Source organism: Sporotomaculum syntrophicum, from assembly GCF_009932395.1.
Classification (GTDB): Bacteria; Bacillota; Desulfotomaculia; order Desulfotomaculales; family Desulfallaceae; genus Sporotomaculum; species Sporotomaculum syntrophicum.
The window spans coordinates 500,650-521,542 of the sequence record NZ_LSRS01000002.1 but is presented as its reverse complement, the minus strand read 5'-3'; the positions used below and the strand labels follow the sequence as shown (position 1 = coordinate 521,542).

The 20,893-nt window shown below is 44.8% G+C and carries 20 protein-coding genes, 3 tRNA genes and 1 riboswitch; of the genes, 4 read left to right on the top strand and 19 right to left on the bottom strand.

From position 1 onward, the window contains the following. Window positions 1-76: 76 nt before the first annotated feature. Both SPSYN_RS04850 and typA read left to right on the top strand, forming a co-directional pair. A complete protein-coding gene (locus tag SPSYN_RS04850) occupies window positions 77-2,185 on the top strand; it encodes a beta-propeller domain-containing protein (protein WP_161821346.1) in 2,109 nt (702 codons plus the stop codon). Window positions 2,186-2,400: 215 nt separating this feature from the next. After that, window positions 2,401-4,179, top strand: a complete 1,779-nt coding sequence (gene typA, locus SPSYN_RS04845) for a translational GTPase TypA (RefSeq protein ID WP_161821345.1) — start codon at window positions 2,401-2,403, stop codon at window positions 4,177-4,179. Between the two features lie 102 nt (window positions 4,180-4,281). On the opposite strand, the gene SPSYN_RS04840 is transcribed toward typA, so the two are convergent. The 3 genes from SPSYN_RS04840 to SPSYN_RS04830 all read right to left on the bottom strand — a co-directional run bounded on the left by SPSYN_RS04840 (window position 4,282) and on the right by SPSYN_RS04830 (window position 5,890). Next, the gene (locus SPSYN_RS04840) at window positions 4,282-5,010 is read right to left on the bottom strand and encodes a Clp protease/crotonase-like domain-containing protein (RefSeq protein ID WP_161821344.1); all 729 of its coding nucleotides are present in this window, start codon (window positions 5,008-5,010) and stop codon (window positions 4,282-4,284) included. Between the two features lie 114 nt (window positions 5,011-5,124). After that, window positions 5,125-5,571, bottom strand: coding sequence for a 2-thiouracil desulfurase family protein (locus SPSYN_RS04835; protein ID WP_161821343.1), 447 nt, complete (start codon window positions 5,569-5,571; stop codon window positions 5,125-5,127). A gap of 67 nt (window positions 5,572-5,638) precedes the next feature. Further along, on the bottom strand, window positions 5,639-5,890 hold the full coding sequence (locus SPSYN_RS04830) for a GIY-YIG nuclease family protein (RefSeq protein WP_161821342.1): 252 nt from the start codon (window positions 5,888-5,890) through the stop codon (window positions 5,639-5,641). Window positions 5,891-6,033: 143 nt separating this feature from the next. Here SPSYN_RS04830 and SPSYN_RS04825 point away from each other — a divergent pair, with 143 nt between their 5' ends. Continuing rightward, window positions 6,034-6,336 (top strand): hypothetical protein, encoded by a 303-nt coding sequence (locus SPSYN_RS04825; RefSeq protein WP_161821341.1) that lies wholly within the window; start codon window positions 6,034-6,036, stop codon window positions 6,334-6,336. A 233-nt stretch (window positions 6,337-6,569) separates the two neighbouring features. Here the strand turns inward: SPSYN_RS04825 and SPSYN_RS04820 are convergent, their stop codons facing one another. The 14 genes from SPSYN_RS04820 to SPSYN_RS04755 form a co-directional block, all read right to left on the bottom strand. Further along, window positions 6,570-7,241 carry a C40 family peptidase gene (locus tag SPSYN_RS04820; RefSeq protein ID WP_161821340.1) on the bottom strand — a complete coding sequence of 224 codons (672 nt, stop codon included), beginning with the start codon at window positions 7,239-7,241 and terminating at the stop codon, window positions 6,570-6,572. Continuing rightward, window positions 7,242-7,371, bottom strand: a riboswitch (cyclic di-AMP (ydaO/yuaA leader). A gap of 173 nt (window positions 7,372-7,544) precedes the next feature. After that, a complete protein-coding gene (gene pyrE / locus SPSYN_RS04815) occupies window positions 7,545-8,087 on the bottom strand; it encodes an orotate phosphoribosyltransferase (RefSeq protein ID WP_243152911.1) in 543 nt (180 codons plus the stop codon). Window positions 8,088-8,103: 16 nt separating this feature from the next. Then, entirely contained in the window at window positions 8,104-9,192 is a 1,089-nt protein-coding gene (locus tag SPSYN_RS04810) for a DUF763 domain-containing protein (RefSeq protein WP_423828279.1), read from the bottom strand. Between the two features lie 36 nt (window positions 9,193-9,228). After that, complete coding sequence (locus tag SPSYN_RS04805; protein WP_161821338.1) at window positions 9,229-9,534, bottom strand: hypothetical protein; 306 nt, start codon at window positions 9,532-9,534, stop codon at window positions 9,229-9,231. 369 nt (window positions 9,535-9,903) lie between these two features. Next, a complete protein-coding gene (locus tag SPSYN_RS04800; protein ID WP_161821337.1) occupies window positions 9,904-10,158 on the bottom strand; it encodes an alpha/beta-type small acid-soluble spore protein in 255 nt (84 codons plus the stop codon). A gap of 269 nt (window positions 10,159-10,427) precedes the next feature. Next, window positions 10,428-10,503: transfer RNA gene (locus tag SPSYN_RS04795), tRNA-Lys, on the bottom strand. Window positions 10,504-10,529: 26 nt separating this feature from the next. Beyond that, window positions 10,530-10,604 (bottom strand) — tRNA-Gln (locus tag SPSYN_RS04790). A 6-nt stretch (window positions 10,605-10,610) separates the two neighbouring features. Next, window positions 10,611-10,687, bottom strand: a tRNA-His gene (locus tag SPSYN_RS04785). Window positions 10,688-10,792: 105 nt separating this feature from the next. Further along, window positions 10,793-11,284 carry an HIT family protein gene (locus tag SPSYN_RS04780; protein WP_161821336.1) on the bottom strand — a complete coding sequence of 164 codons (492 nt, stop codon included), beginning with the start codon at window positions 11,282-11,284 and terminating at the stop codon, window positions 10,793-10,795. Between the two features lie 74 nt (window positions 11,285-11,358). Further along, window positions 11,359-12,039 (bottom strand): hypothetical protein, encoded by a 681-nt coding sequence (locus SPSYN_RS04775; RefSeq protein ID WP_161821335.1) that lies wholly within the window; start codon window positions 12,037-12,039, stop codon window positions 11,359-11,361. A gap of 194 nt (window positions 12,040-12,233) precedes the next feature. Continuing rightward, entirely contained in the window at window positions 12,234-12,422 is a 189-nt protein-coding gene (locus tag SPSYN_RS04770; protein ID WP_161821334.1) for an indolepyruvate ferredoxin oxidoreductase subunit alpha, read from the bottom strand. A 165-nt stretch (window positions 12,423-12,587) separates the two neighbouring features. Next, on the bottom strand, window positions 12,588-13,109 hold the full coding sequence (locus SPSYN_RS04765; RefSeq protein ID WP_161821438.1) for a DUF6125 family protein: 522 nt from the start codon (window positions 13,107-13,109) through the stop codon (window positions 12,588-12,590). A 387-nt stretch (window positions 13,110-13,496) separates the two neighbouring features. Beyond that, complete coding sequence (locus SPSYN_RS04760) at window positions 13,497-14,882, bottom strand: uridine kinase family protein (protein ID WP_161821333.1); 1,386 nt, start codon at window positions 14,880-14,882, stop codon at window positions 13,497-13,499. Window positions 14,883-14,976: 94 nt separating this feature from the next. Beyond that, window positions 14,977-16,293 carry a 4Fe-4S binding protein gene (locus SPSYN_RS04755; protein WP_161821332.1) on the bottom strand — a complete coding sequence of 439 codons (1,317 nt, stop codon included), beginning with the start codon at window positions 16,291-16,293 and terminating at the stop codon, window positions 14,977-14,979. A gap of 315 nt (window positions 16,294-16,608) precedes the next feature. On the opposite strand from SPSYN_RS04755, the gene SPSYN_RS04750 reads away from it, so the two are divergent. Then, window positions 16,609-17,244, top strand: a complete 636-nt coding sequence (locus tag SPSYN_RS04750; protein WP_161821331.1) for an HAD-IA family hydrolase — start codon at window positions 16,609-16,611, stop codon at window positions 17,242-17,244. A 48-nt stretch (window positions 17,245-17,292) separates the two neighbouring features. Here the strand turns inward: SPSYN_RS04750 and pepF are convergent, their stop codons facing one another. Both pepF and glnA read right to left on the bottom strand, forming a co-directional pair. After that, the gene (gene pepF, locus SPSYN_RS04745) at window positions 17,293-19,110 is read right to left on the bottom strand and encodes an oligoendopeptidase F (RefSeq protein WP_161821330.1); all 1,818 of its coding nucleotides are present in this window, start codon (window positions 19,108-19,110) and stop codon (window positions 17,293-17,295) included. A 205-nt stretch (window positions 19,111-19,315) separates the two neighbouring features. Next, a complete protein-coding gene (gene glnA / locus SPSYN_RS04740; protein ID WP_161821437.1) occupies window positions 19,316-20,638 on the bottom strand; it encodes a type I glutamate--ammonia ligase in 1,323 nt (440 codons plus the stop codon). Between the last annotated feature and the right edge of the window lie 255 nt (window positions 20,639-20,893).

Genomic DNA, 20,893 nt, shown 5'->3' with positions numbered 1-20,893 from the left:
GGCTTATTACCAGGGAACTTTTTCCCAGCTACTCTCGTCAGCATGTAAAAAGCAAATAAATAAGGAGGTAATGGTTATGTCGTTACGGAAGGCCTGGTACGGTTTGCTGGCCATGCTGACATCAATGATCGTTTTACTGGCAAGTTTCTCTGCCGGGACGAACCAATCAGCGGCCGCAGAGCCGGCCACGTTCCAAAGCTATGAAGAGCTTGTTGATTACATTGAGCAAAATACGTTAATAGCCCGTCAGTTTGGCATACTACGCTACGGAGAGATCCTTGAGGACAGTGCAGCTCCTCAGAGTGGCGCGGCCCCTCCAGAAGCCGCGCAAAAAAACAAGAGGACTGATTATCAGAATGAAGCATTGGATACCACCGGCACAACCGATTACTCCAGCACCAATAACCAGGTGCAGGGAGTAGACGAAGCAGACAAAGTGAAAACAGACGGTGAATACCTGTACGTAATTAGCGGCCAAAAGCTAACTATTATAAAAGCTAACCCGGTTGCGGAGAGTAAAAAACTATCCACAATACACTTTGAAGGGCAACCTGTGGAAGCTTTTATTAACGTTGACACGCTATTAGTTTTCGGTAGCAGCCAAGAGAATGACCTTATGTTCATGCATAAGTATAACGTGGCCAACCGGGAAAATCCAGTACTGGTCAAGGAAGTAAAATGCAGCGGTTATTACCTCACCTCGCGGATGATTGGCTCCGAGGTATACGCAATTGTAAACGCCCCCACTTATCGCTACGAACCGGCCAGCCGGCAAAATAAAATAGTATTGCCCGAGCTAACCGTTGACGGTCAAGAGAGTACCATTGATGCCTCAAGCATCCACTATTTCAATAACCCTGACAATGCCTACAACTATACTCTGATACTATCTCTAAATATGCAAGATAATACCAACCAGGTGCAAAGCAAAACATTTTTAACCGGTACTTCTCAAAATATATTTGCATCCACTGGTCATCTATACCTGACTGGCAATAAAATGCCAGATTACGCCCTCCACACCCAAAAGCTGCTGGACGGGCTGGCTGAACTAGTACCGGCTGATATCGCCCGGCAAATTAGGGCTGTGCGGGATTCGGAGCACAGCTACACGGAAAAGACACGGCAAGCCGAAAGTATATTGGAAGAACACTTAAGCAGTATGAACTACCTACAAGCAGCTGCCATGGAAGAAAAAATAAGGGGTATCATGTACAAATTCCAACAAGATATAGGCCGAGAACAAAATAAAACCGTCATCCATAAAATGGCATTATTAAACTGCCAAGTGAAATACCGTGGCCAGGGCGAAGTAAATGGGCGCGTATTAAACCAGTTCTCTATGGATGAGTATAACGGTTATTTCCGCATCGCCACTACCTCGGAGGGGTTTTTGTCCACTACTGCGCCCGCCACTCGGAACAATATTTATGTACTGGATGATAAAATGAAAGTAACCGGGCAGCTGCTGGGCCTGGCCCCAACAGAAAGGATTTACTCGGCGCGGTTCATGAGCAACCGGGCTTACCTGGTAACCTTCCGGCAAACCGACCCGTTGTTTGTGGTTGATCTGGCCAACCCGGAGCAGCCCAAATTGCTGGGTCAGCTAAAAATACCAGGTTATTCGGATTACCTGCAGCCCTACGACGATAACCACTTAATTGGTATTGGCCGGGAGGTTACTACAGTACCAGTATCCCAGCCCTTTACCGAGCAGAGCATGATTATGCCCCCGCCTACCCGCGAACAGGGAGTAAAAATTGCGCTGTTTGATGTAACAAATCCCACAGCGCCCCGGGAAATAGCCAAGTATGTAATTGACCGGGATGATTCGGACTCAGCGGCACGCCACGACCACCGGGCGGTATTGTTTAGCAAGGAAAAGAACCTGCTGGTTATACCAGTTAGCTACGGCTCGACATGGCGCATCATGCCAATGGATACCAAACGCATGCTGCCCTACTTCCCTGAATGGCAGGGGACTTATGTGTTTGACATCTCACCCGAAAAGGGCATCAAACTACGAGGCAAGCTGGAACACCGGGTCAGCCAAAACGGTGCAAGTTTCTATGACACCGTCAGCCGCTCGTTATATATTGGGGATGTCCTGTACACCATATCCGAGCAGCAACTTAAGATGTATAAGCTGGATAACCTGAAGGAAATCAGGAAGATAGCTTTATAAAGCAGGAGAAATTTACTTTTGCCGGGGGACATTTTGAACTCTTGAAGTTGTTGCAACAGCTTCAAGAGTTTTTATTCTTTATTTCCGTTCCATTCTGAGAAATATACATCTAAAAATCTACGCCGCCCTGCTTGCCTGTTGAAAAAAATGTTAAAAAAGAGTAATATCAGGTAGGTAAAAAAACCAACGAAAGATGCCTGGAAAGGATATACAGCATGGATAAAAACACAATTCGCAATTTAGCCATTATTGCCCACGTTGACCACGGTAAGACTACCCTGGTCGACGGGATGCTTAAGCAAAGCGGCGTTTTCCATGAAAAGCAGGTGGTAGAGGAACGCGTTATGGACCGCAACGATTTGGAGAGGGAGCGGGGCATCACAATTATGGCCAAGAATACAGCTGTGCAATACGGCCAGTACAAATTAAACATCGTAGATACCCCCGGCCACGCCGACTTCGGCGGCGAGGTAGAGCGCATTGTTCAAATGGTGGACGGCGTGCTGCTGCTGGTGGACGCCTTTGAAGGCCCTATGCCCCAAACCCGTTTTGTACTGCGCAAAGCACTGGAGGCAGGTCTGGCGCCTATTGTGGTAATCAATAAAATTGACCGGCTTCACGCCCGCCCCAAAGAAGTTATCGACGAGGTATTGGATTTATTTATTGAGCTTGAAGCCAGCGATGCGCAGCTGGAATTCCCAGTAATTTTCACCAACGCCCGCGCCGGCACAGCCACTTTAGACCCTGGTACCCCCGGGACAGATTTGAAGCCGCTATTTGACATGATCGTAGATAGAATTCCCGCCCCGGTGGGAAATCCTCAAGCCCCCCTGCAGCTGGGGGTCACGTTGATTGATTATGACACGTACGTGGGACGGCAAGCGGTAGGACGCATTCAAAACGGTACCATCAGACTCAAGCAGGATGTAGCCGTTATTAAGTCTAACGATGAAATTAAACGCCAGCGTGTCTCGGGATTATTTGTTTTTGGCGGTCTTAAGAAAGTACCTGTGGAGGAAGCCACTACAGGGGACATTGTTGTTGTAACAGGCCTTGAAGATATTAATGTCGGCAACACCATCGCCGACCCGGAAAACCCGGTGCCGCTGAGCTTTATCAGCATTGATGAACCAACTGTAGCAATAGCTTTCCACGTAAATAAAAGCCCGTTTGCCGGTCGAGAGGGCACTTACGTAACCTCCCGCAAACTAGGTGAGAGACTGTTTCGAGAGATGGAATCAGATGTCAGCCTGCGTGTGACCGCTTCTGAGACACCGGATACATTTCTAGTATCCGGGCGCGGAGAGCTACACCTGTCCATCTTAATCGAAAACCTGCGCCGGGAGGGCTATGAGTTTGAAATATCCCGTCCACAGGTTGTGGAGCGGTTTATCAACGGGGTAAGGTGCGAACCGGTTGAAGAATTAACCTTGGATATTCGGGAAGATTATGTGGGCATCGTTATGGAGGGTTTAGGCCCCCGTAAAAGTGAAATTGTTAACATACAGCATAAGGACAACGGGCAGGTACGTCTTGTCTTTTATATACCTACCAGGGGCTTGTTCGGCTACCGATCCGAATTTATGACCGATACCAAGGGGCTGGGAATTATGCACCATGCTTTTCATCATTACGCGCCCTACCAGGGTGAAATTCTAACCCGCACCAGAGGCTCACTGGTGGCCTTTGAAACCGGTGATTCCACCGCCTACGGTTTAGAAAACGCCCAGGAGCGTGGTGAATTGTTTATCGGTCCCGGGGTGCCGATTTACCGGGGCATGGTCGTCGGTGAGAACTCCAGGCCAGGGGACTTGGTGATTAATGTTTGCAAGAAGAAACAACTGACCAATATGCGTAGTTCTACTTCCGAGATCTCGTCCAAGCTAACACCACATCGGTTAATGAGCTTGGAACAATGCATGGAATTTATCGCTGACGATGAGCTGTTGGAAGTAACCCCCAAATCACTGCGCATGCGTAAACAATCATTGTAACCTTAGGTTAACAATAAAGGCAGCAGCAGGTGTTTTTTGCAAAAGATACCTGCTGCATAGAGATATAACCATATAAACACCAGCCAAGCTGTTGTTGTGGCTTTACTTTTCACTACTTACGGTTATACCGGCCATAATTGTATCCAGACAATAACGAGCGGCTTCAACACCACTTTCTAGAAGCGCGACATACTGCTCCAAAGTAAGCCCAACATCTGACGGCTGCGGGCGCACATCCTCCAATAACAGGGTCAGTGCCTGCGGGTCACGGGCCAGTTCACTAATTATCGACTCCGCCAGATCCGGGTCTGCCAATGCCTGGGGAATTTCCAATACCCGGTGGCCTCCCCCTGGACCACGCAGACAACGCACCCAGGCTTCCGCTGCGGCACCAAGGGCGTCCTCTATCAATGCCTCCAGCATGGCAGCGCTCTCCCACACCTGGCTGCCGGATACTGTATTAAACACCACCCTGGCCTTTTTACCGACTGCCTGCCTTTTCACCTGCAGCAACCCGGAAAACAACCACTTTAAATCGCTGAATTCGCCGATATCCGGCAGCCACCTGGCTAAAGCGCTGTGCAATAAATTAAGCGCTGCGCCATATTCTTCTCTGTCTAGTAAATCTTCCCACAGCTTGTCCCTGTCTATACAAGCGCTAATCGCTACTGCTTGTTTGTTTAAAGGGAGCTGGCACAACAACAGCAAGATTTCAACCCTTTCTTCCAAAGCACCGGGACCTTCCGCCAATCCGGCCAATTGCTTCACTAACCAGGGCTGTTCAGCTAATTGATGTTTTTCAATTAATCGCCATTCGTCTTTAATAAACATTTAGTTCTTCCTTCCCACGACCAACTTTCCAAGCTAAGATTAATAAACTTATACTTTTAACCAGTCAAGCCAGCATATGACCTTCGGCTACCCGGTAGTAACTTATTTCCCCGGCTAACTATAGTTCTCCTCTGAAAAAACCCGGATACCCTCCCTCAGCAAAAGTGCCGTGGTACAGCCACAACCGGGAACCCTGTGGTTAGTAAAAGTGCCATCATAAATCATCTTACTGCCACAGGACGGGCTGCGTTCCTTTAAAATAGCCATGCAAGCACTGTATCGTTGGGCTACTGCCAGTACCTCTGCAGCTCCTCGCATAAAGGCAGCCGTGTTATCCACACCCTGGTTAGTTTTCACCCGGGCCTTGCCATCTAGCACATCAAAGCCGTTACCTCCCCTTATTTCACTGGGATCCCTTGGAACAGGCAAGCCCCCCAGCACCTCCGGGCAAACAGGCACAGCCAGACCTTCCTCCACCAACCGGCGAAGCGTGGTGTAATCAAAACCATCACCGGTATACCGGCACTTTTCGCCAACCAAGCAGGCACTGATAATTATCATCGGGCACCTATCCACCTTCCCAACTGCTTAACCTAGTCACACTACCGTTTCTGTGCAGGCTTAATGCTTAGTTGGATTGGCATTTATCTACCAGCCTTATTTTTTCCCGCCGGGACAATTTTTTAATGGCAATTTCCCTCTTCAGCGAACTGCTTTTATCCGGCAGCACCTCATAATATACCAGTTCCACCGGCAAACGAGCTCTGGTATATTTACTCCCCTGCCCCCGGTTATGCTCATGTAGCCGCCTGACCAGGTCTGTAGTATAACCGGTATAATAAGTGCCGTCAGCACAGATTAATATATAAACATAATACATTATTACACCTTTAACATACAAAATCATAGATAAAAAAATCACTTAAATTAATAAAAATATTAACATGGGTTATAAATTTAATACTAGATATTTATTTCCACGTATGGTAATATATTACATATATTACCATAGGAGATGATCATATGATCGACATGGTGGAAGATTATATTGAATATGATATTTCCCCCCTTACACCTGCACTTAATGAATTCAGCGAATATGTCCGGCAAGTATTGGCCGGCATTAGCCATACTGAGTTGAACGACCGTATCATGCTGGAAGCAAGCATATACGGCAACTTGATCCAGACACTGGACAAATATGGACTGCGCACCTTTGGCCTGGCAACAGCCATAAAAAAATACTATAATTACTTTGTGGTTGAGGTTTTGGTTAATTGTCCTGAGCCTAAAACCATATTGGAGATAAAAATCCCAGTCTGTTAAATCACAGCCTACAGTCGGGGTTGGATTCGACCGTTCATAAAATTTCGCTAATTACTTACTGTTCATCGCACAATTCCTTTCTTGCTGAACAACTTAAATTGTCTACTATAATCATAGTCACTATTTGCGGGCACGATATCTTGAAAGTAAAAAAGCCCCCTATCCGAATGTAGGTGAGCTTTTTTATATGATCGTTCTTAATGATTAATCAAAGTAACACTGTTCGGCAATGTTTATGAAGGAATGACCCTTGCATATCCAAAGAAATGCTCTTTCCAATAGGGATCAGATACCGAAGCAATAGCAACTCCCCTGCTGGAGGTGGCACTGATAAATTTGCCACCGCCTAAATAAATGCCAACATGCGATATGTAACTACCTGTTTTAAAAGCCACTAAATCACCGGGTTTGGTTTCATTTGTTGTTACAGCCTGACTTACGTTGTACTGTTCAGCAGCAGTACGGGGCAAATTAATGTTAAAGTGAGCAAATACATACTTGGTAAAGCCGGAACAATCAAAACCGCTGGGCGACATACCTGCAGAGACATATGGCACACCAATAAAAGTTTTGGAATAATCAATTAGTTCGGTGACACGGTCACTACTTCTTGACACGGTTTGGACCGGATTCGCCTGGCTTGTCCAGGTGGATGGCTTGTCCTGCACTGTACCCGCACCAGAAGCTACCACCAATTGCTGACCTGGATGAATAATATTAGAAGTCATACCATTCCAGAACATAATGTTTTCCACCGATGTGCCGTGCATTCTGGAAATTCTCCAGAGGTTGTCCCCCTGGTTAACAGTGTAATATGTATCCGCAGAAGATATACCTGGTGACACTAATAAAGATGCACCGAGCGCAACTGAAGTAAAAAACAACTTTGCCTTTCGCTTTAACATGGTGCCTCACTTTCCACACCTACGAGGTTAGCTGACGGGTTAGGACCGAAGTGTTAGCCCCATGCTAATCGCATTTCACCCCTAAAATGGTTCCCCCGCTTCCATAATAGGAATTCGGTGACAAAATATTATTCGCCTCCCCAAATTTAGGCTCGCGATGTAATTTTATGTATTATTATTTAACAAGTCAAACAACAAAATTGTTCATTTTGCCAAAATATCTCGGCATAAATACATCATGAGCTCTTATTTAGCCTTTTAAACAATTAATAGACGAAAGTTTAGTTTTTTTGTGCGGCTTAATTAAAGACCAAAGTCAGCCGCAGTAAACACAGACTCTACGCGAACGTTCATCTCTTCCAAAGCCTGGGTACCACCTTCCAACCTATCCACCAGGACAATAGCCTTGACTACCTCACAACCGATTTCCCGCACAGCCTGCACCGCCTGGATTATTGAGCCCCCAGTCGTAAGAACATCATCAACAATTACCACCCGCTGACCCGGTTTAAGGGGCGGCCCCTCGACTTGCTGTTTGGTACCATGTTGTTTAGCTTCTTTACGCACAATAAATAAAGACAGGTCAAGACCTCTACGGTAAGCCTCCGGCCCCAGAGCACCCACAATGGGATCCGCACCCATGGTCAAGCCACCCACAGCATCAATATTTTCGTTTTCAAGCATATCACAAATGATTTGGGCAATTAAATAAGCCCCCTGGGGATTAAGGGAAACCTTCCGGCCATCAAAATAATAATTACTGGTTTTACCGGAAGAAAGCACTACCGGCCGGCGTTCAAAAGCCAGGGTATCCAATAACTCTTTAAGCGCTTGACGATTATCCATATCGAAAACCTCCAGTTTAATATGTAAAGTTTTTTTGCAAAACTGCCAGGCGGCGTAGAGCATCCATTTTATCTCTTTCGCCAACTCGCAGCCGCCGCAGGGCGGTTTCCAGCATATTTATAGAGAGATCGTAATTGTTGCGATCCACCGGGTAGGGGTGACCATCTTTACCCCCGTGGGCAAAAGAATAGCGCACCGGGTCCTTCAAGCTGGCCTTTACTCCGTAGACTACTTCACCAACCAGGGCAAAAGCCCGCACGGTCGCCGGTCCGACTCCCTGAACAGACAATAGCTGCTCATAGTTCTGCGGAGCCAAATCATAGAGTTGACGCAAGGTTTTTTCGATACGTCCTGCCTGAGGCACCGGGTGAGCAGCAGGTAAATCTAATCTGGCCAACTGCTCCCGGGGTAGCGCCGCAATCTTTTTTAAGGACGAAATAATTTTTTCCGGCTTCTCTTTAGTTTGAAAAACCGATACGTTGCGGGCTTGGTCACTCTCCCTGGCTACCATATTGAGCACCTTTAATCCATTTTGACCACAAACAGCAGCGTGCGGCTCTTCGACATAACTACGTAAATTGTCGCTCAGCCAGTGATAACGCCTTGCCCAGCCACTTTGTCCATCCATGCCCTGTTGAACCACCGCCCAACTCCCATCGCCGGTAAACATAAAGAAATGCTGGTAAATTTGGTAGCCATCCTGCACCGCCGCCGAATCAACCTTGGCACACATGCGGCTGGCATACTGCAAATTAGCCACATTGTCCGGCAGTGCATACCTGTCGGTATAAGCAGCTATTTCAAGGGGCGTTTTCCGTGACGTCATTGCCTTGCCTCCGGCAAAGAATATACCGGCATCCTTTTGTCTATCAGCCATCCCTTGCTTTAAGGCACCACAGAGCACCGTGGTCAGCCCGGATGAATGCCAGTCAAAGCCCACTACGCAACCAAAAGCCTGAAACCAAAAAGGATCAGACATGCGGCGCAGCACTTCCCGCGGCCCGAATTCCTCCACCACCGCCTCAACGATAGCCGCGCTCAGACGTACCATGCGCTCGAAAAGCCACCGGGGACAATGATGTCCATGTAAAGGTAAGTTAGCTATACCAGTTCGCATTATTTATCCCCCTAAGCAGAAACACTATTCTTTCATATCTACAAAAATAGCTGCTTCCTGAGGATCAAACCTGGCTTCATAATTACCCTTTTTACCTTCGAGATCAAAAAACTTAAAGATACCCCGAGCCCCGATCTTATTATTATTAAGCAACAGCCCGCCATCGTCTACCGCTTTAATTCTTAATTGCTGAGTATCCCTGTCATAAGCTACCTCAACCCGGTCACCACCAAGTTTACCGGCTAGTTTTACTCCTAATCTAATATGATGTTTAGTGAAGGCAACCACATCATCTTTAGACGACCTTGGTTTATAAACTTCAAAAGCCAAAACAAACGCCTCCCAACATCTAATTTTAATTATTTATTGCTTCTAACTTATATATAATCTTATTATATGTTATTCATAAATATTATCACAAAAACAACAATACACGGAACATTTTTAACTTAATCCACACAACATATCAGCACAAATTAGCATAAAAGCATAAAAAACCAGCATAATAAAGGTTATTTGTGCTCAAGTTAAATACTAAAATAAAATTCACATAATAGATTTTTTAACTGAGCATGCATAATTTTTATGGTAATGCAGAAAATATTGTACAAGTCAAGCTGATTTAACGAGCCGAACAATGGTTTAATTTTGGTAGACCAGAAAAAACCGGCCTTGTAATGGCCGGTTGGTTTTCATTCCTTAGGGAGTAGGCTGCTGGTTGGTTACCTGCGGAGTGGGAGGCTGTTGTCCCTGAGCCAGGCTTTGCTCATAAGCGGCAACCATTTTCTTAACCATGTTACCGCCAACAGCACCGTTCATCCGTGAAGGCAAGTCACCAAGATAACCCTGGTAATTGGGAATACCTAATTCGGCAGCAGTTTCATATTTAAATTGCTCCATAGCATTAGCTGCCTGCGGTATCAGTTTCCTGTTCCTGTTTTGTCCTTGTGCCAAAATAAAAACCTCCTCGTTAATTATTTTTAATTACTGGTGATGTCTTTATAATGCCCGACAAAATTACGAGTATGTGTGACACTATTTAGTGACACAGGAACAAAAAAAAACAAGTTGCTACTTTTAGCAACTTGTTTTTTTATATTCATTATAATAACGGCTGACTAGGTAACCGGATAAAGTTATTAACTCCAACGAAAAGCTTTATACAAACCAAACTGGATTAAAAAAAAGCAAGTCCCCGCAATGATTAATCACGGGGCTTTTCCTGGTGACCCAGCCGCGACTCGAACGCGGGACACCCTGATTAAAAGTCAGGTGCTCTACCGACTGAGCTACTAGGTCATTAAGCGACCACAACGTGGCCGCTTTGGCTGAGGCGGCTGGATTCGAACCAACGAATGACGGGACCAAAGCCCGTTGCCTTACCACTTGGCTACGCCCCAATAAACTGGGGTGGATGATGGGATTTGAACCCACGACCCCCAGAGCCACAATCTGGTACTCTAACCAGCTGAGCTACATCCACCACAAAATTTGCGTTCTTCCTTAACGCAAGAACGATCTTATCATACGCATTGCTTTAAGTCAAGAATTGTTTATTTGTAATATTATCCTTTTGCTATCTACTGTACTATACTATCCGCTCCAATGCCTGCTTGAGCTTGGCGTAGGTGGCCTCCAAACCCTCGGGAATTACTCTCACATCGGCTAGTACAGGCATAAAATTTGTATCGCCACCCCAGCGGGGCACTATATGTATATGTAAATGGCCGGGAATGCCAGCCCCCGCTACTTTACCCAGGTTCATCCCCACATTGAAACCATCGGGAGACAGCGCGCTTCTCTGCACTCTGACCATTAATTGAATAACCGTAAACAATTCCTGCATCTCTTCAAGTTTCAATTCCTCAATTTCACCTACATGCCGGTTTGGTACCACCATCAAGTGACCATTATTATAGGGATAAATATTCAGCAACGCAAACACATTGTCGCCGCGATACAGTACATAATTTTCAAAATCCTTTTCGACCCCCGCATTTAATTTCTCGCAAAAGATACATTCGGTTCCGGATTTATTAACCACATAAACGCCACGCCACGGTGCCCATAGCCTGTCCACATTTCATGCCTCCTGTAAGTTACGTATTCATTATAACTATATACTTTTTTATTAAAAGGGCAAGTCCTGCCAGGCTAAGTTCTTTGCCATACTTCCAGCTCCGGGTAATATTTATATGATTGGCCGTTACCCCGGCCAAAATAATTAAAAGCAGCCAGCCGGCCACTGCTGTCAAATTGCATTTCACCCGAAGCATCCCAGTGGGGGCAAGTCAATTCATTATATAATACAATATATTGCAGGCCGGGGTTACCTTCCAGGAAGTCAATGAATTTATTTAAAACACCAAGAGCCCGCCCCCGGTCCTCAGCATGGTCCCAGAGCCCGTATTTTTCTTCACCTAATAGACTGCGCAATAACTGGGGGTGATATAGCACGATATGCTTAAACAGTTCGATTGGTATTATATTTTGTCCACATTGCCAGCCCGGCAGATTCCACAGTTTAATGCGTATTCTCTTTAAAGTTGCTAATAAAGGAATTCTGTCAACTATTACCGACTGGCAGTTCTCCCGCAAAACATCAATCCCATATTCTATCTGCAGGCGCTGAGCTTTTTGGCCAACTAAATCATCAGCATTAACCTCGGGCTTGTCCCCAAAATACGAAAACCTTTTCCAGGCAATTAAATCGCCCATTACCTTTAAAGGTATCTCCATGAAAATATCATCCAGTATGATTCGCTCAATCATATCAAATCCGAAATCACAGCCCATCTCTATGCCGTCTTCAGTTACCCCTGCAATGTAATACAAACTGTATCCACCTCCAATGAATATAATAAGTGTTTTTGAGTAGCATAACAACGATTTATAATGTCGCTTCATGACTTCATTTAACGATGACTAAGACAAAATTTGCACTGTCAAGCATATTATTCTGACAAAAAAATAATAAGCTCATATCCGGTCGGATATGAGCTTATTATGCTAAAATATTTAAGTTTATATTATACCTCACTAACAGTAACAGCCTCGTTCTGGCAAATGCTTACACAGGTTTCACAGCCCAAGCACTCATCAGGTTCGCCGACCACAGTAGCTTTATCGCCATCCATAGCCAGAAGTTCAGCCGGGCAGTTTTCTACGCATTCCCCACAACCCTGGCACTTATCCTGGTTGATTTGCACCTTAAACATATTATATACCTCCCATAATTCATAAAATTTCGCAGGGGTTACCCCTTCATTGACCGGTCAAGCAACCAGCAAATATTATTGTACAAAACCCCCGGTGTAACGTCTATAGTAAATTGTGTTAGAAAATAAAAAAATTAATGGCGTTTAGCTGTTTTTTTGTACATGTTACTCGGTAATTGTAAACTCCCAGGCACAGTAGCAGCCTGCATCGGGCTTGTCCGGCGGGCAGCAAATGCACCGGGTACTAATGCGAGAGTCAATAGTACGGGCAAAGCCGCTGTATTCCACCAATCCCGCCGGCTTACAGGGAAATAGCGGCATATTTTTGCGCTCCCGGGCTGCCTGCACCCGGCAATCCTGCATGCGAAATACAAGTCTGTCAGGCGACCGGCGGATAATTTCCTGTTTATTTAAAAAAGTATATAAACGAAACTTTAAAGCCTGCTCCAGCGCATCCAGACCGCCCTGTGCCGGCAGACCAAGAAAGGCCATGATTCGCTGAGCTTCTAGAGCTGTAAATTTGCTCCACGCAGCAGTATCCACTGCAATAGCCTTATTCAAACCGTATTCTTTTTCCACAGCCTGAAACCACAGCCCATCGAGTGCCAGCCAGCGTTTGCTCAAATCTGTTATAAAATCAAGGAGCTGCTCCCTGGTCAAATCATGGATGTCTTTGAATGACAAAATTCATCCCTCCATAAAAAATTTACTGCAGCACATTATAACATAAAGCCTTAGCCCTAGCATCTAATCTGCCAACCGTTAATCATTTAAACTTAAATAATCGGTCGGTTAGGCAAGAATCAAAAAGCAAATGACCGACACTTGCTCACAACGTGTCGGCATTATTCTTAATGATGTCAAAATGTCATATTTTTGTGTGATTTTTTACGAGCGTTAAGCTTATTACAGCGTAATTTATACTTATTGCCTGTTTATGCATCAAAAAAACAGCCCTAAAAATATGAGGTATACCTAAAAATATGAGGTATAAAGGAACGCTCACTTGTTGACCGCGCTCCTTTATACCCCATTTAAATAAGAAACAATGTAGCATCGACTCAGTTTTTCGCTTTAGTAGCTGAAATATATACTGCCTCCAATAAATTCCCTTAAAATGGAGTTAAAGGGAACTTTAGCAGTTTCCATCGGTTCGAAAAAAGTCAATAAATTCATCAGGCGCTCTTTTGTTTCGTAATGAGGACTATCATCAGGTATTTTACTCAATGTCTCCTCGGCAAAAGGACGCAGGGCGTTCATTTCATAGAGCAAATTTGAATTAAACATAACGTCTGCGTCTTCCTGGTATTGAAAAATGCCTTCCTCACCCCTGCGCACGCTAGCCCACATATCTAAAGTCTCTTCAGGGTGAGAGCCCCTGTATCGATCGTCCCTAACTAATCTACGCAGCAATCTAATTTCAGTGGTGGGATTTCTGTTAACCAGGTCGAAATTAAGCCCGCCGAGGCAGCTGACATAAACTTTAAAAAGTAAATTTCTATTTATGTTTGGAACCAATATGGGATTTAAGGCATGAATTCCTTCGATAATGAGAATTTCTGAAGGTCCTACATGCATGGTTCTAGTTTGCTTAGCCCGGCGGCTAAGAATAAAATCATGTACCGGAGCCTCAATGGTTTCCCCATTAATCAACTGTTCAATATGTTGCTGCAAAAGCGGCAAGTCAAGCGCTTCAATACAATCAAAATTATATTTGCCATCCGCATCACGAGGAACTTTATCCCGGCTTAAATAGTAGTCATCCATGGAAAGGGAAACAGTCTTTAATCCATTTACATACAGCTGCGTGGCAATTCTCTGGGCAAAAGAGGTTTTCCCTGATGACGAGGGTCCAGAAATAAGCAGCACGCGCAAAGCACGGCGCTGTTGAATAATCATATCCGCAATATCGGAGATTCTCTTTTCATGCACAGCCTCCGCAAGACCAAGTAATTGCATACTATTTCCGGAGAGAATAAATTTATTTATATCGGAAAAGAATTCAATGCCGATATTTTTTAACCAGCGCTGGCTCTTTTCATAATTGTTAGCCAACAAAACGGGCGGTTCAATAGGCTTATTCCCTCTTTTTACGGGATCGGAAAAGTCGATAATAAAACCATAAGAAAAAGGGGTGATCGTGAATGGATCGGCCAGAGCAGTGGTGGTGTGGGCAGGGTAAACTACTTTCATCAGCATGTCGCCTACCAGATAGTGATAATACCCATCCTTATGTTCAATAAATTGGATCGGGCTATCCTGCTCAACCCATTCCCTTAGTTTTATTTCAATTTGTTTTACCTCTCTTACAGATAACAGGGAACCGGCCAGGTTGCAAAAAACCCCCTCCCCGATTGAGTAAGCTGTTTTTAAAGCATCATCGGGAAACAAGTCATGCACCACTTTAATAAGTCCCAATTTAATAGTTTGGGTGCCTTTACGAAAATGGGTTTCAATCATATACTCACCTTCTTCGCAGTAGTTTGGCTAATTATTGTTTCCACATAAAAATGTTTATTCCTTTGCAAATATTCTGCAAAGTTTTGTCAATATCTTATAGTTCGGTTATCCATCCCCTGCCGGTAAGCTTTACCCCAGTGGTCAATGTCTTGATAAAGACAGAGCAAAATAAGTCTCCCACCAACGCTTTCTTCACCGGAGAAAGCCTTAATATTCCACCTAACACACCCCGCATCACCTGGTGAGTAACCGCGCCGGGGTTATCAAATAGATAGTTCTGCAAGGTTCCCTTCTCCAAACAGGCCAGTATGTTACGCTCAAAGATAGTTTCCGGAGGCAACACGATGGGCTGACGTTTTATTAGCTGCAGTGCACCCCGGGCACATTGAGTAGCACATACCCCGCATCCCAAGCAAATTGTTTCATCCACCCGGGCAATTGTATTTTCTTCCACCGCCCCAAAGGATGCTCTCTTAACTAAATTAATTCCATTTACCGGACAGGCTGAGACACACCGGCCACACCCGGTGCATTTTTCAACGGCCACTGTAGCAATAAAGCTAGAGGTTTTGATAAAGCCGGTATACCCAAATTTGTTGATACCCTGGAGCATATTGCAACAACAGGAGCAACAGCAGCAAATAAAGGTTATATTCTTTCTAACATTGTCGGCGCAAAACACCAGTCCCAGTTCTTTACAGCGCATTAGGTTTTCCAACACTTGTTCGCGGCTTACCTGAGCGGCCATGTGATGTCTAATTAAATAATCAGCGGCGTAGCCAAAAGAAGTACATGTGTCCAGCGGAGTGGCGCAGGTTTTTTGGCCAATGTGCTGTTTCTCATGCCGGCAGGCGCAGGTACCTATAGCATACTGGTCATGGCTTTCCACAATAGCCTCGACTTTTTCGTAAGGTAAAATCTCCACCACATCTTCGGGTGCCACTGTTTCAGGATAGGGCATAACTCTGGTTAGTGCAATTTGCTGCCCGTCGCCGGCATTAGCCCGATAAAAGTCGTCAGTACCTGACAGATAGGCATGAAACAGCTCGGCCGCTGCCTTGGGACTATAGTTTGAACCGGTTCGCATCATGGTAAACTCAAATATGCCCACCATGAGAGGGGACGGCATGTAGTAATACTGTCCCTCATGATACAGATCCAGCACCAGTCCCTTTTCCGCCATAGCTTTCAGGCTGTCCTGCAGTTCGGCCGATTCAACACCGGTAATGCCGGCGATTCTATCCACACTGGATAACTGGTAAGGCATCTGCACCACAAGGTCTGCTTCCGGTTCAGAGTACAGCTCTTTAAGCACCATGTGCAAAGCCTTATTCCATGGGGATTTTATCGTCAGGTTATCGATTTTTTCGCCCAGCCTGCGGTATATATCTTTGCCCGCCATGTGCCCCATGCCCTTGCCATCCCTTCATGTAAACATACATCGTTGTGCTTTCATTAATTAATCTACTCTTCGCCAATTAATTAATGCACTCCTGCAAGGACTTAGCCCAGGCAAGAAATGATATACTATATCATACGCTGAAAATAAAGTTTATTCCAAATCCCTGGCAAAAATAACCTAAATAGGTCTTTGATCTTTGAAAGAGGTGTGATAAATTATACTTTGCTGAGTATTACTTAAATGTGCAAAATGTTTTGGAACCGGAAAAGCTATACTGAAAGTGTCATGCAAGTTAATTACAATATGACAACTGAGAGGTAAAAAGTGGTTAAATGCGTTATTTTCGACTTTGACGGCACAATTGTGGAGTCACGCTACCTGGCCGTGGAATTGCTCAATGAACTGGCTCCCAAATACAAGCTCCGCAAAATAAAAGAAAGTGACTATACTCACCTGCGCTCGTTATCCATCCCCCAGAGATGCAAATTCATTAATCTCGCTTTTTACAAATTACCCGTGCTAAAGATGGATTTGACTGATAAATACCGGCGGGCCACAGCCTCTTTGCCCATCATCAGCGACATTAAAGAGGTGCTTGACCGGCTAAAGGCGAGCGGGCTTGCGTTAAGCATTATATCCTCCAACTCGGCGGAAAACATTAACGCTTTTTTAAGACACAATAAAATTAGCTCATTCGACAATATCATCTCATCCGGAGGCCTTTTTGGCAAGGATAAAGCTATTAAAGATTTTTTAACCCAACAAGCTTTAGATAGTCAAGAGGTAGTTTATGTTGGAGATGAATGCCGGGATATTATCGCCTGTCAAAAAAATAAGGTGCGCGTTATCGCCGTCACCTGGGGCTATGATAGTGAAGAACTGCTGGCCGGCTATCATCCTGACGCTCTCGTCCACCACCCGTTGGAACTATGTAATGCCATTTTCAGTGATGCAGGCTAAAAACAATCAGCACGGGCTGCACCGCCCGTGCGCAAATAAATCTCTCTCCTAATCCACTGTCCTGCCTACCGCCAAGTCTTCCAATTCTCCTACCAGGCGTGCAAACATATCCAGGCATTCCTGCACTGCCTGCGGAGTGGTCATATCCACACCGGCCGACTTTAACAAATTCAGCGGATAGTCGGAGTCCCCTTGATGCAAAAAATCAATATAGCGAGTAACCGCCGGAAGCCCATCCCTAGTAATTAGGCTCGTTAGAGCAGTTGCCGCCGAAAAACCGGTTGCATATTTATACACGTAAAAGGCGTTGTAGAAATGGGGAATTCGGGCCCATTCCATATCAATCTCATTATCCACCACTACATCCGGGCCGTAATAATCAAGGTTCAATTGATGGTAAATACTGCATAGCAACTCCGGTGTTAGCGCTTCCCCGGCCTCCACCCGCTCATGCGTAATTTTTTCAAACTCGGCAAACATGGTTTGCCTGTACACAGTGCCCCGAAATTGTTCCAGATAATGATTTAGCAGATACATCTTCTTATCCCGGTCTTTTACTTTTTCCAGCAGGTATTGTACCAGCAATGATTCATTGACTGTGGAGGCTACTTCAGCGGTAAATATTTTATAATGGGCATAAACGTAGGGCTGTGTTGTATAAGAGTAGTAAGAATGCATCGCGTGCCCCATCTCGTGGGCCAGGGTAAATACATTATCCAGATTATCCTGATAATTCAACAATACATAAGGATGCGTGCCGTATGGACCCCAAGAGTATGCACCGCTGGTCTTTCCCTTGTTTTCAAACACATCTACCCAACCCTCATTGATGCCCTGAATCATTGTTTCCACATAAGCATCACCCAGGGGAGCCAGGCCTTCTCGCATCATCTCCACCCCTTCCGGGTAGGTGATGTGCCAGTTCACTTCTTTAACCACGGGAGTATAAATATCGTACATATGCAATTCGCTTAGACCGAGCATTTTTTTCCGCAGTCGCATATAGCGGTAAAAAGGTTCTAAATTTTTACGCACTGTGTGAATCAGCTCATCATATACCTCTACAGGCACATTATCGACAAATAGTGAGGCTTCAAGTGCCGAGGGATACCGGCGCGCCCGGGCGTAAAACACATCTTTTTTGATACTCGAGCCCAGGGTAGCCGCCAGCGTATTGCGAAACCGGCTGTATGAACCATACAGGGAATCAAAAGCCTCCCGGCGTACCCGGCGGTCTTTGCTTTCCATAAACTGCAAGTAGCGGCCATGAGTAAGCTCCACCTCGTTGCCCTCTTCATCTTTCACCGGAGTAAAAGTCAGATCGGCATTATTGAACATTTTAAATATGTTGGCGGAAGCCTGGGTTACTTCCGACGCCCGGGCAATCAGCTGTTCCTCCGCCGCAGAAAGTACATGCGGCTTTTGCCGCACCAGTTTCTCCAGCACAAACCGGTATAACCCCAGCCCGGCTTCTTCTTGTAAAAACTGCTCAAGAGTTTGTTCCGGCACAGTCAATATTTCAGGCAACATAAAAGAAGCCGCAGCCTGGACCTGGGCACTCAGGCTTTCTGCCCGGTCGGAAAGAGCCTGGTAAACGGGATTGGTATTATCTTCATCGCGCCGCATATGGGCGTAAGTGTACAATTTTTCATTAAGTGCTTCCAGCCGGTCCTGCAGTTGAAACGCCTCAAACAATGTACGGGCCGATGCGCCCAGCTTGCCCTTGTAAGACTCAATCCTGGTGGCCAGATCCAACGCCCGGCGGAAATCTTGTTCCCAGGCTTCGACTGAGACATAAATATCTTCCAACCGCCACTTATACTGGTCGGGGATTTCTTTGCGAGTGGGCAGATTGCCTTTGTTCATTATTAACCTCCTTTTAGGGTCGGAACCTTTTATAATAGCAATCAAATAAAAACGGGATGGACGGTGATCGATTAATATTAATCCGGTAGTATTTTAAGCTAGCATATGAACAGCATGATACCATTATGCACGCCTATTGCTTAATAGATAATCACGATCTCCTTTTCATGTTAGCAACACCACGCAGCTTAGTAAAGTTAATGTTCTAATACTTAGCCAAGTAATGTCTTATTTCCCATTGATGTACTTGTTCGGCGTATTCATACCATTCTCTATATTTACCTTCTAAAAAACGATTGTAACAATGTGACCCTATTGCTTGTTCTATAAGAGGGTCCTTTTCCATCTCTTTTAGAGCTTCAAATAAATCCCGGGGCAAGTGTTCTATTTCTAAAGCCCTTCTTTGTTTCTCGGATAAATTATGAATATCTTCTTCAACCGGCGGTGGTGGCTTGAGCCTGTTTTTTATGCCTTCGATACCTGATTTTAACATTACTGCAAAAGCCAGGTAAGGGTTAGCAACAGGGTCGGGATTTCTTAACTCAATACGGGTTGCATTACCCCGCCGGACAGGAATTCTCACTAAAGTGCTGCGATTAGAATTTGACCAGGCGATATGGGTGGGAGCTTCATAACCGGGAATTAATCTTTTGTAACTGTTCACTATGGGATTTCCAATAGCAGTCATACCTTTAGCATGCTTAAGTAACCCGGCCAAATAATTGAAGGCAATATTGCTTAATTGGTACTCGCCGTTGGCATCGTAAAAGACGTTGTTATTGTCTTGAAACAATGACTGGTTGCAATGCATGGCAGAACCGTTTTCACCTGCAAAGGGCTTGGGCATAAAAGTGGCATAAAGACCGTGTTTCTTAGCTATATTTTTAACCACGTCGCGAAAAGTAACCCATTGATCAGCAGTTTTCAACGCCTCTCCATACTTAAAATCAATTTCATGTTGTCCGGGAGCTACTTCGTGATGAGAGGCCTCTATTCTAAAACCCATTTGTTTCATAGTAAGCACAATATCTCTTCTGGCATCTTCACCATGATCTATCGGCGCTAAATCAAAATACCCTGCTTTATCGTGAATATGAAGAGTTGGTCCCCCGTCTGAATCAGTGTGAAAAAGGAAAAACTCGCCTTCAGGACCCATATTTAATTCATAACCCATATCTTCAGCTTCTTTTAGTGCGCGTTTTAATATCCACCTTGGACAACCTTCAAAAGGCGTCCCATCGGGATTGTAAACATCACAAATCATACGAGCTACACCTTTTTCAGTCGGCCTCCAAGGCATACACTGAAAGGTGTCGGGGTCTGGCACCAAACACTGGTCGGACTCATTAATTCGAGCATATCCATCAATAGAAGAACCATCGAACAACAAATTGCCCTCCATTGCATCCTCAAGTTCATCCGGTGTAACATTGACACTTTTTAAAACACCAAAAACATCGATAAATTGCAGTCTAATGAATTCTATATCTCCTTTTATTACTCTATCAAAAATTTCCTGTTTTTTAATTTCCCGATTTTTATCTTTAAGTTCTTCGGTAATGATTTTTCCCCCCTTTTATTATTATTTGTAAAACATCTAGCAATTTAATGATATATAAGTCTAAGTGTATTAGCTAATGCATAAAAGAGCTTCAGCATACCTAATAATGGGATTAAGATGTATTGAGACAGCTTATGCTGATAAGCCATAATATTAGTACCGGTTTGATTGAACTGCTCCATATTACAAGCTATATAATACTTTGTATAACAAGTCCCAGTA

Excerpts from the sequence above, each read along its gene's own strand:
- SPSYN_RS04850 (WP_161821346.1), top strand. The coding sequence starts at position 77 with ATGTCGTTACGGAAGGCCTGGTACGGTTTGCTGGCCATGCTGACATCA.
- pyrE (WP_243152911.1), bottom strand. The coding sequence starts at position 8,087 with ATGGATAATCGTCAAGCGCTTAAAGAGTTATTGGATACCCTGGCTTTT.
- SPSYN_RS04825 (WP_161821341.1), top strand. The coding sequence starts at position 6,034 with ATGATCGACATGGTGGAAGATTATATTGAATATGATATTTCCCCCCTT.
- SPSYN_RS04820 (WP_161821340.1), bottom strand. The coding sequence starts at position 7,241 with ATGTTAAAGCGAAAGGCAAAGTTGTTTTTTACTTCAGTTGCGCTCGGT.
- SPSYN_RS04840 (WP_161821344.1), bottom strand. The coding sequence starts at position 5,010 with ATGTTTATTAAAGACGAATGGCGATTAATTGAAAAACATCAATTAGCT.
- pepF (WP_161821330.1), bottom strand. The coding sequence starts at position 19,110 with ATGAACAAAGGCAATCTGCCCACTCGCAAAGAAATCCCCGACCAGTAT.
- SPSYN_RS04835 (WP_161821343.1), bottom strand. The coding sequence starts at position 5,571 with ATGATAATTATCAGTGCCTGCTTGGTTGGCGAAAAGTGCCGGTATACC.
- SPSYN_RS04770 (WP_161821334.1), bottom strand. The coding sequence starts at position 12,422 with ATGTTTAAGGTGCAAATCAACCAGGATAAGTGCCAGGGTTGTGGGGAA.
- SPSYN_RS04760 (WP_161821333.1), bottom strand. The coding sequence starts at position 14,882 with ATGATTGAAACCCATTTTCGTAAAGGCACCCAAACTATTAAATTGGGA.
- typA (WP_161821345.1), top strand. The coding sequence starts at position 2,401 with ATGGATAAAAACACAATTCGCAATTTAGCCATTATTGCCCACGTTGAC.
- SPSYN_RS04830 (WP_161821342.1), bottom strand. The coding sequence starts at position 5,890 with ATGTATTATGTTTATATATTAATCTGTGCTGACGGCACTTATTATACC.
- SPSYN_RS04755 (WP_161821332.1), bottom strand. The coding sequence starts at position 16,293 with ATGGGGCACATGGCGGGCAAAGATATATACCGCAGGCTGGGCGAAAAA.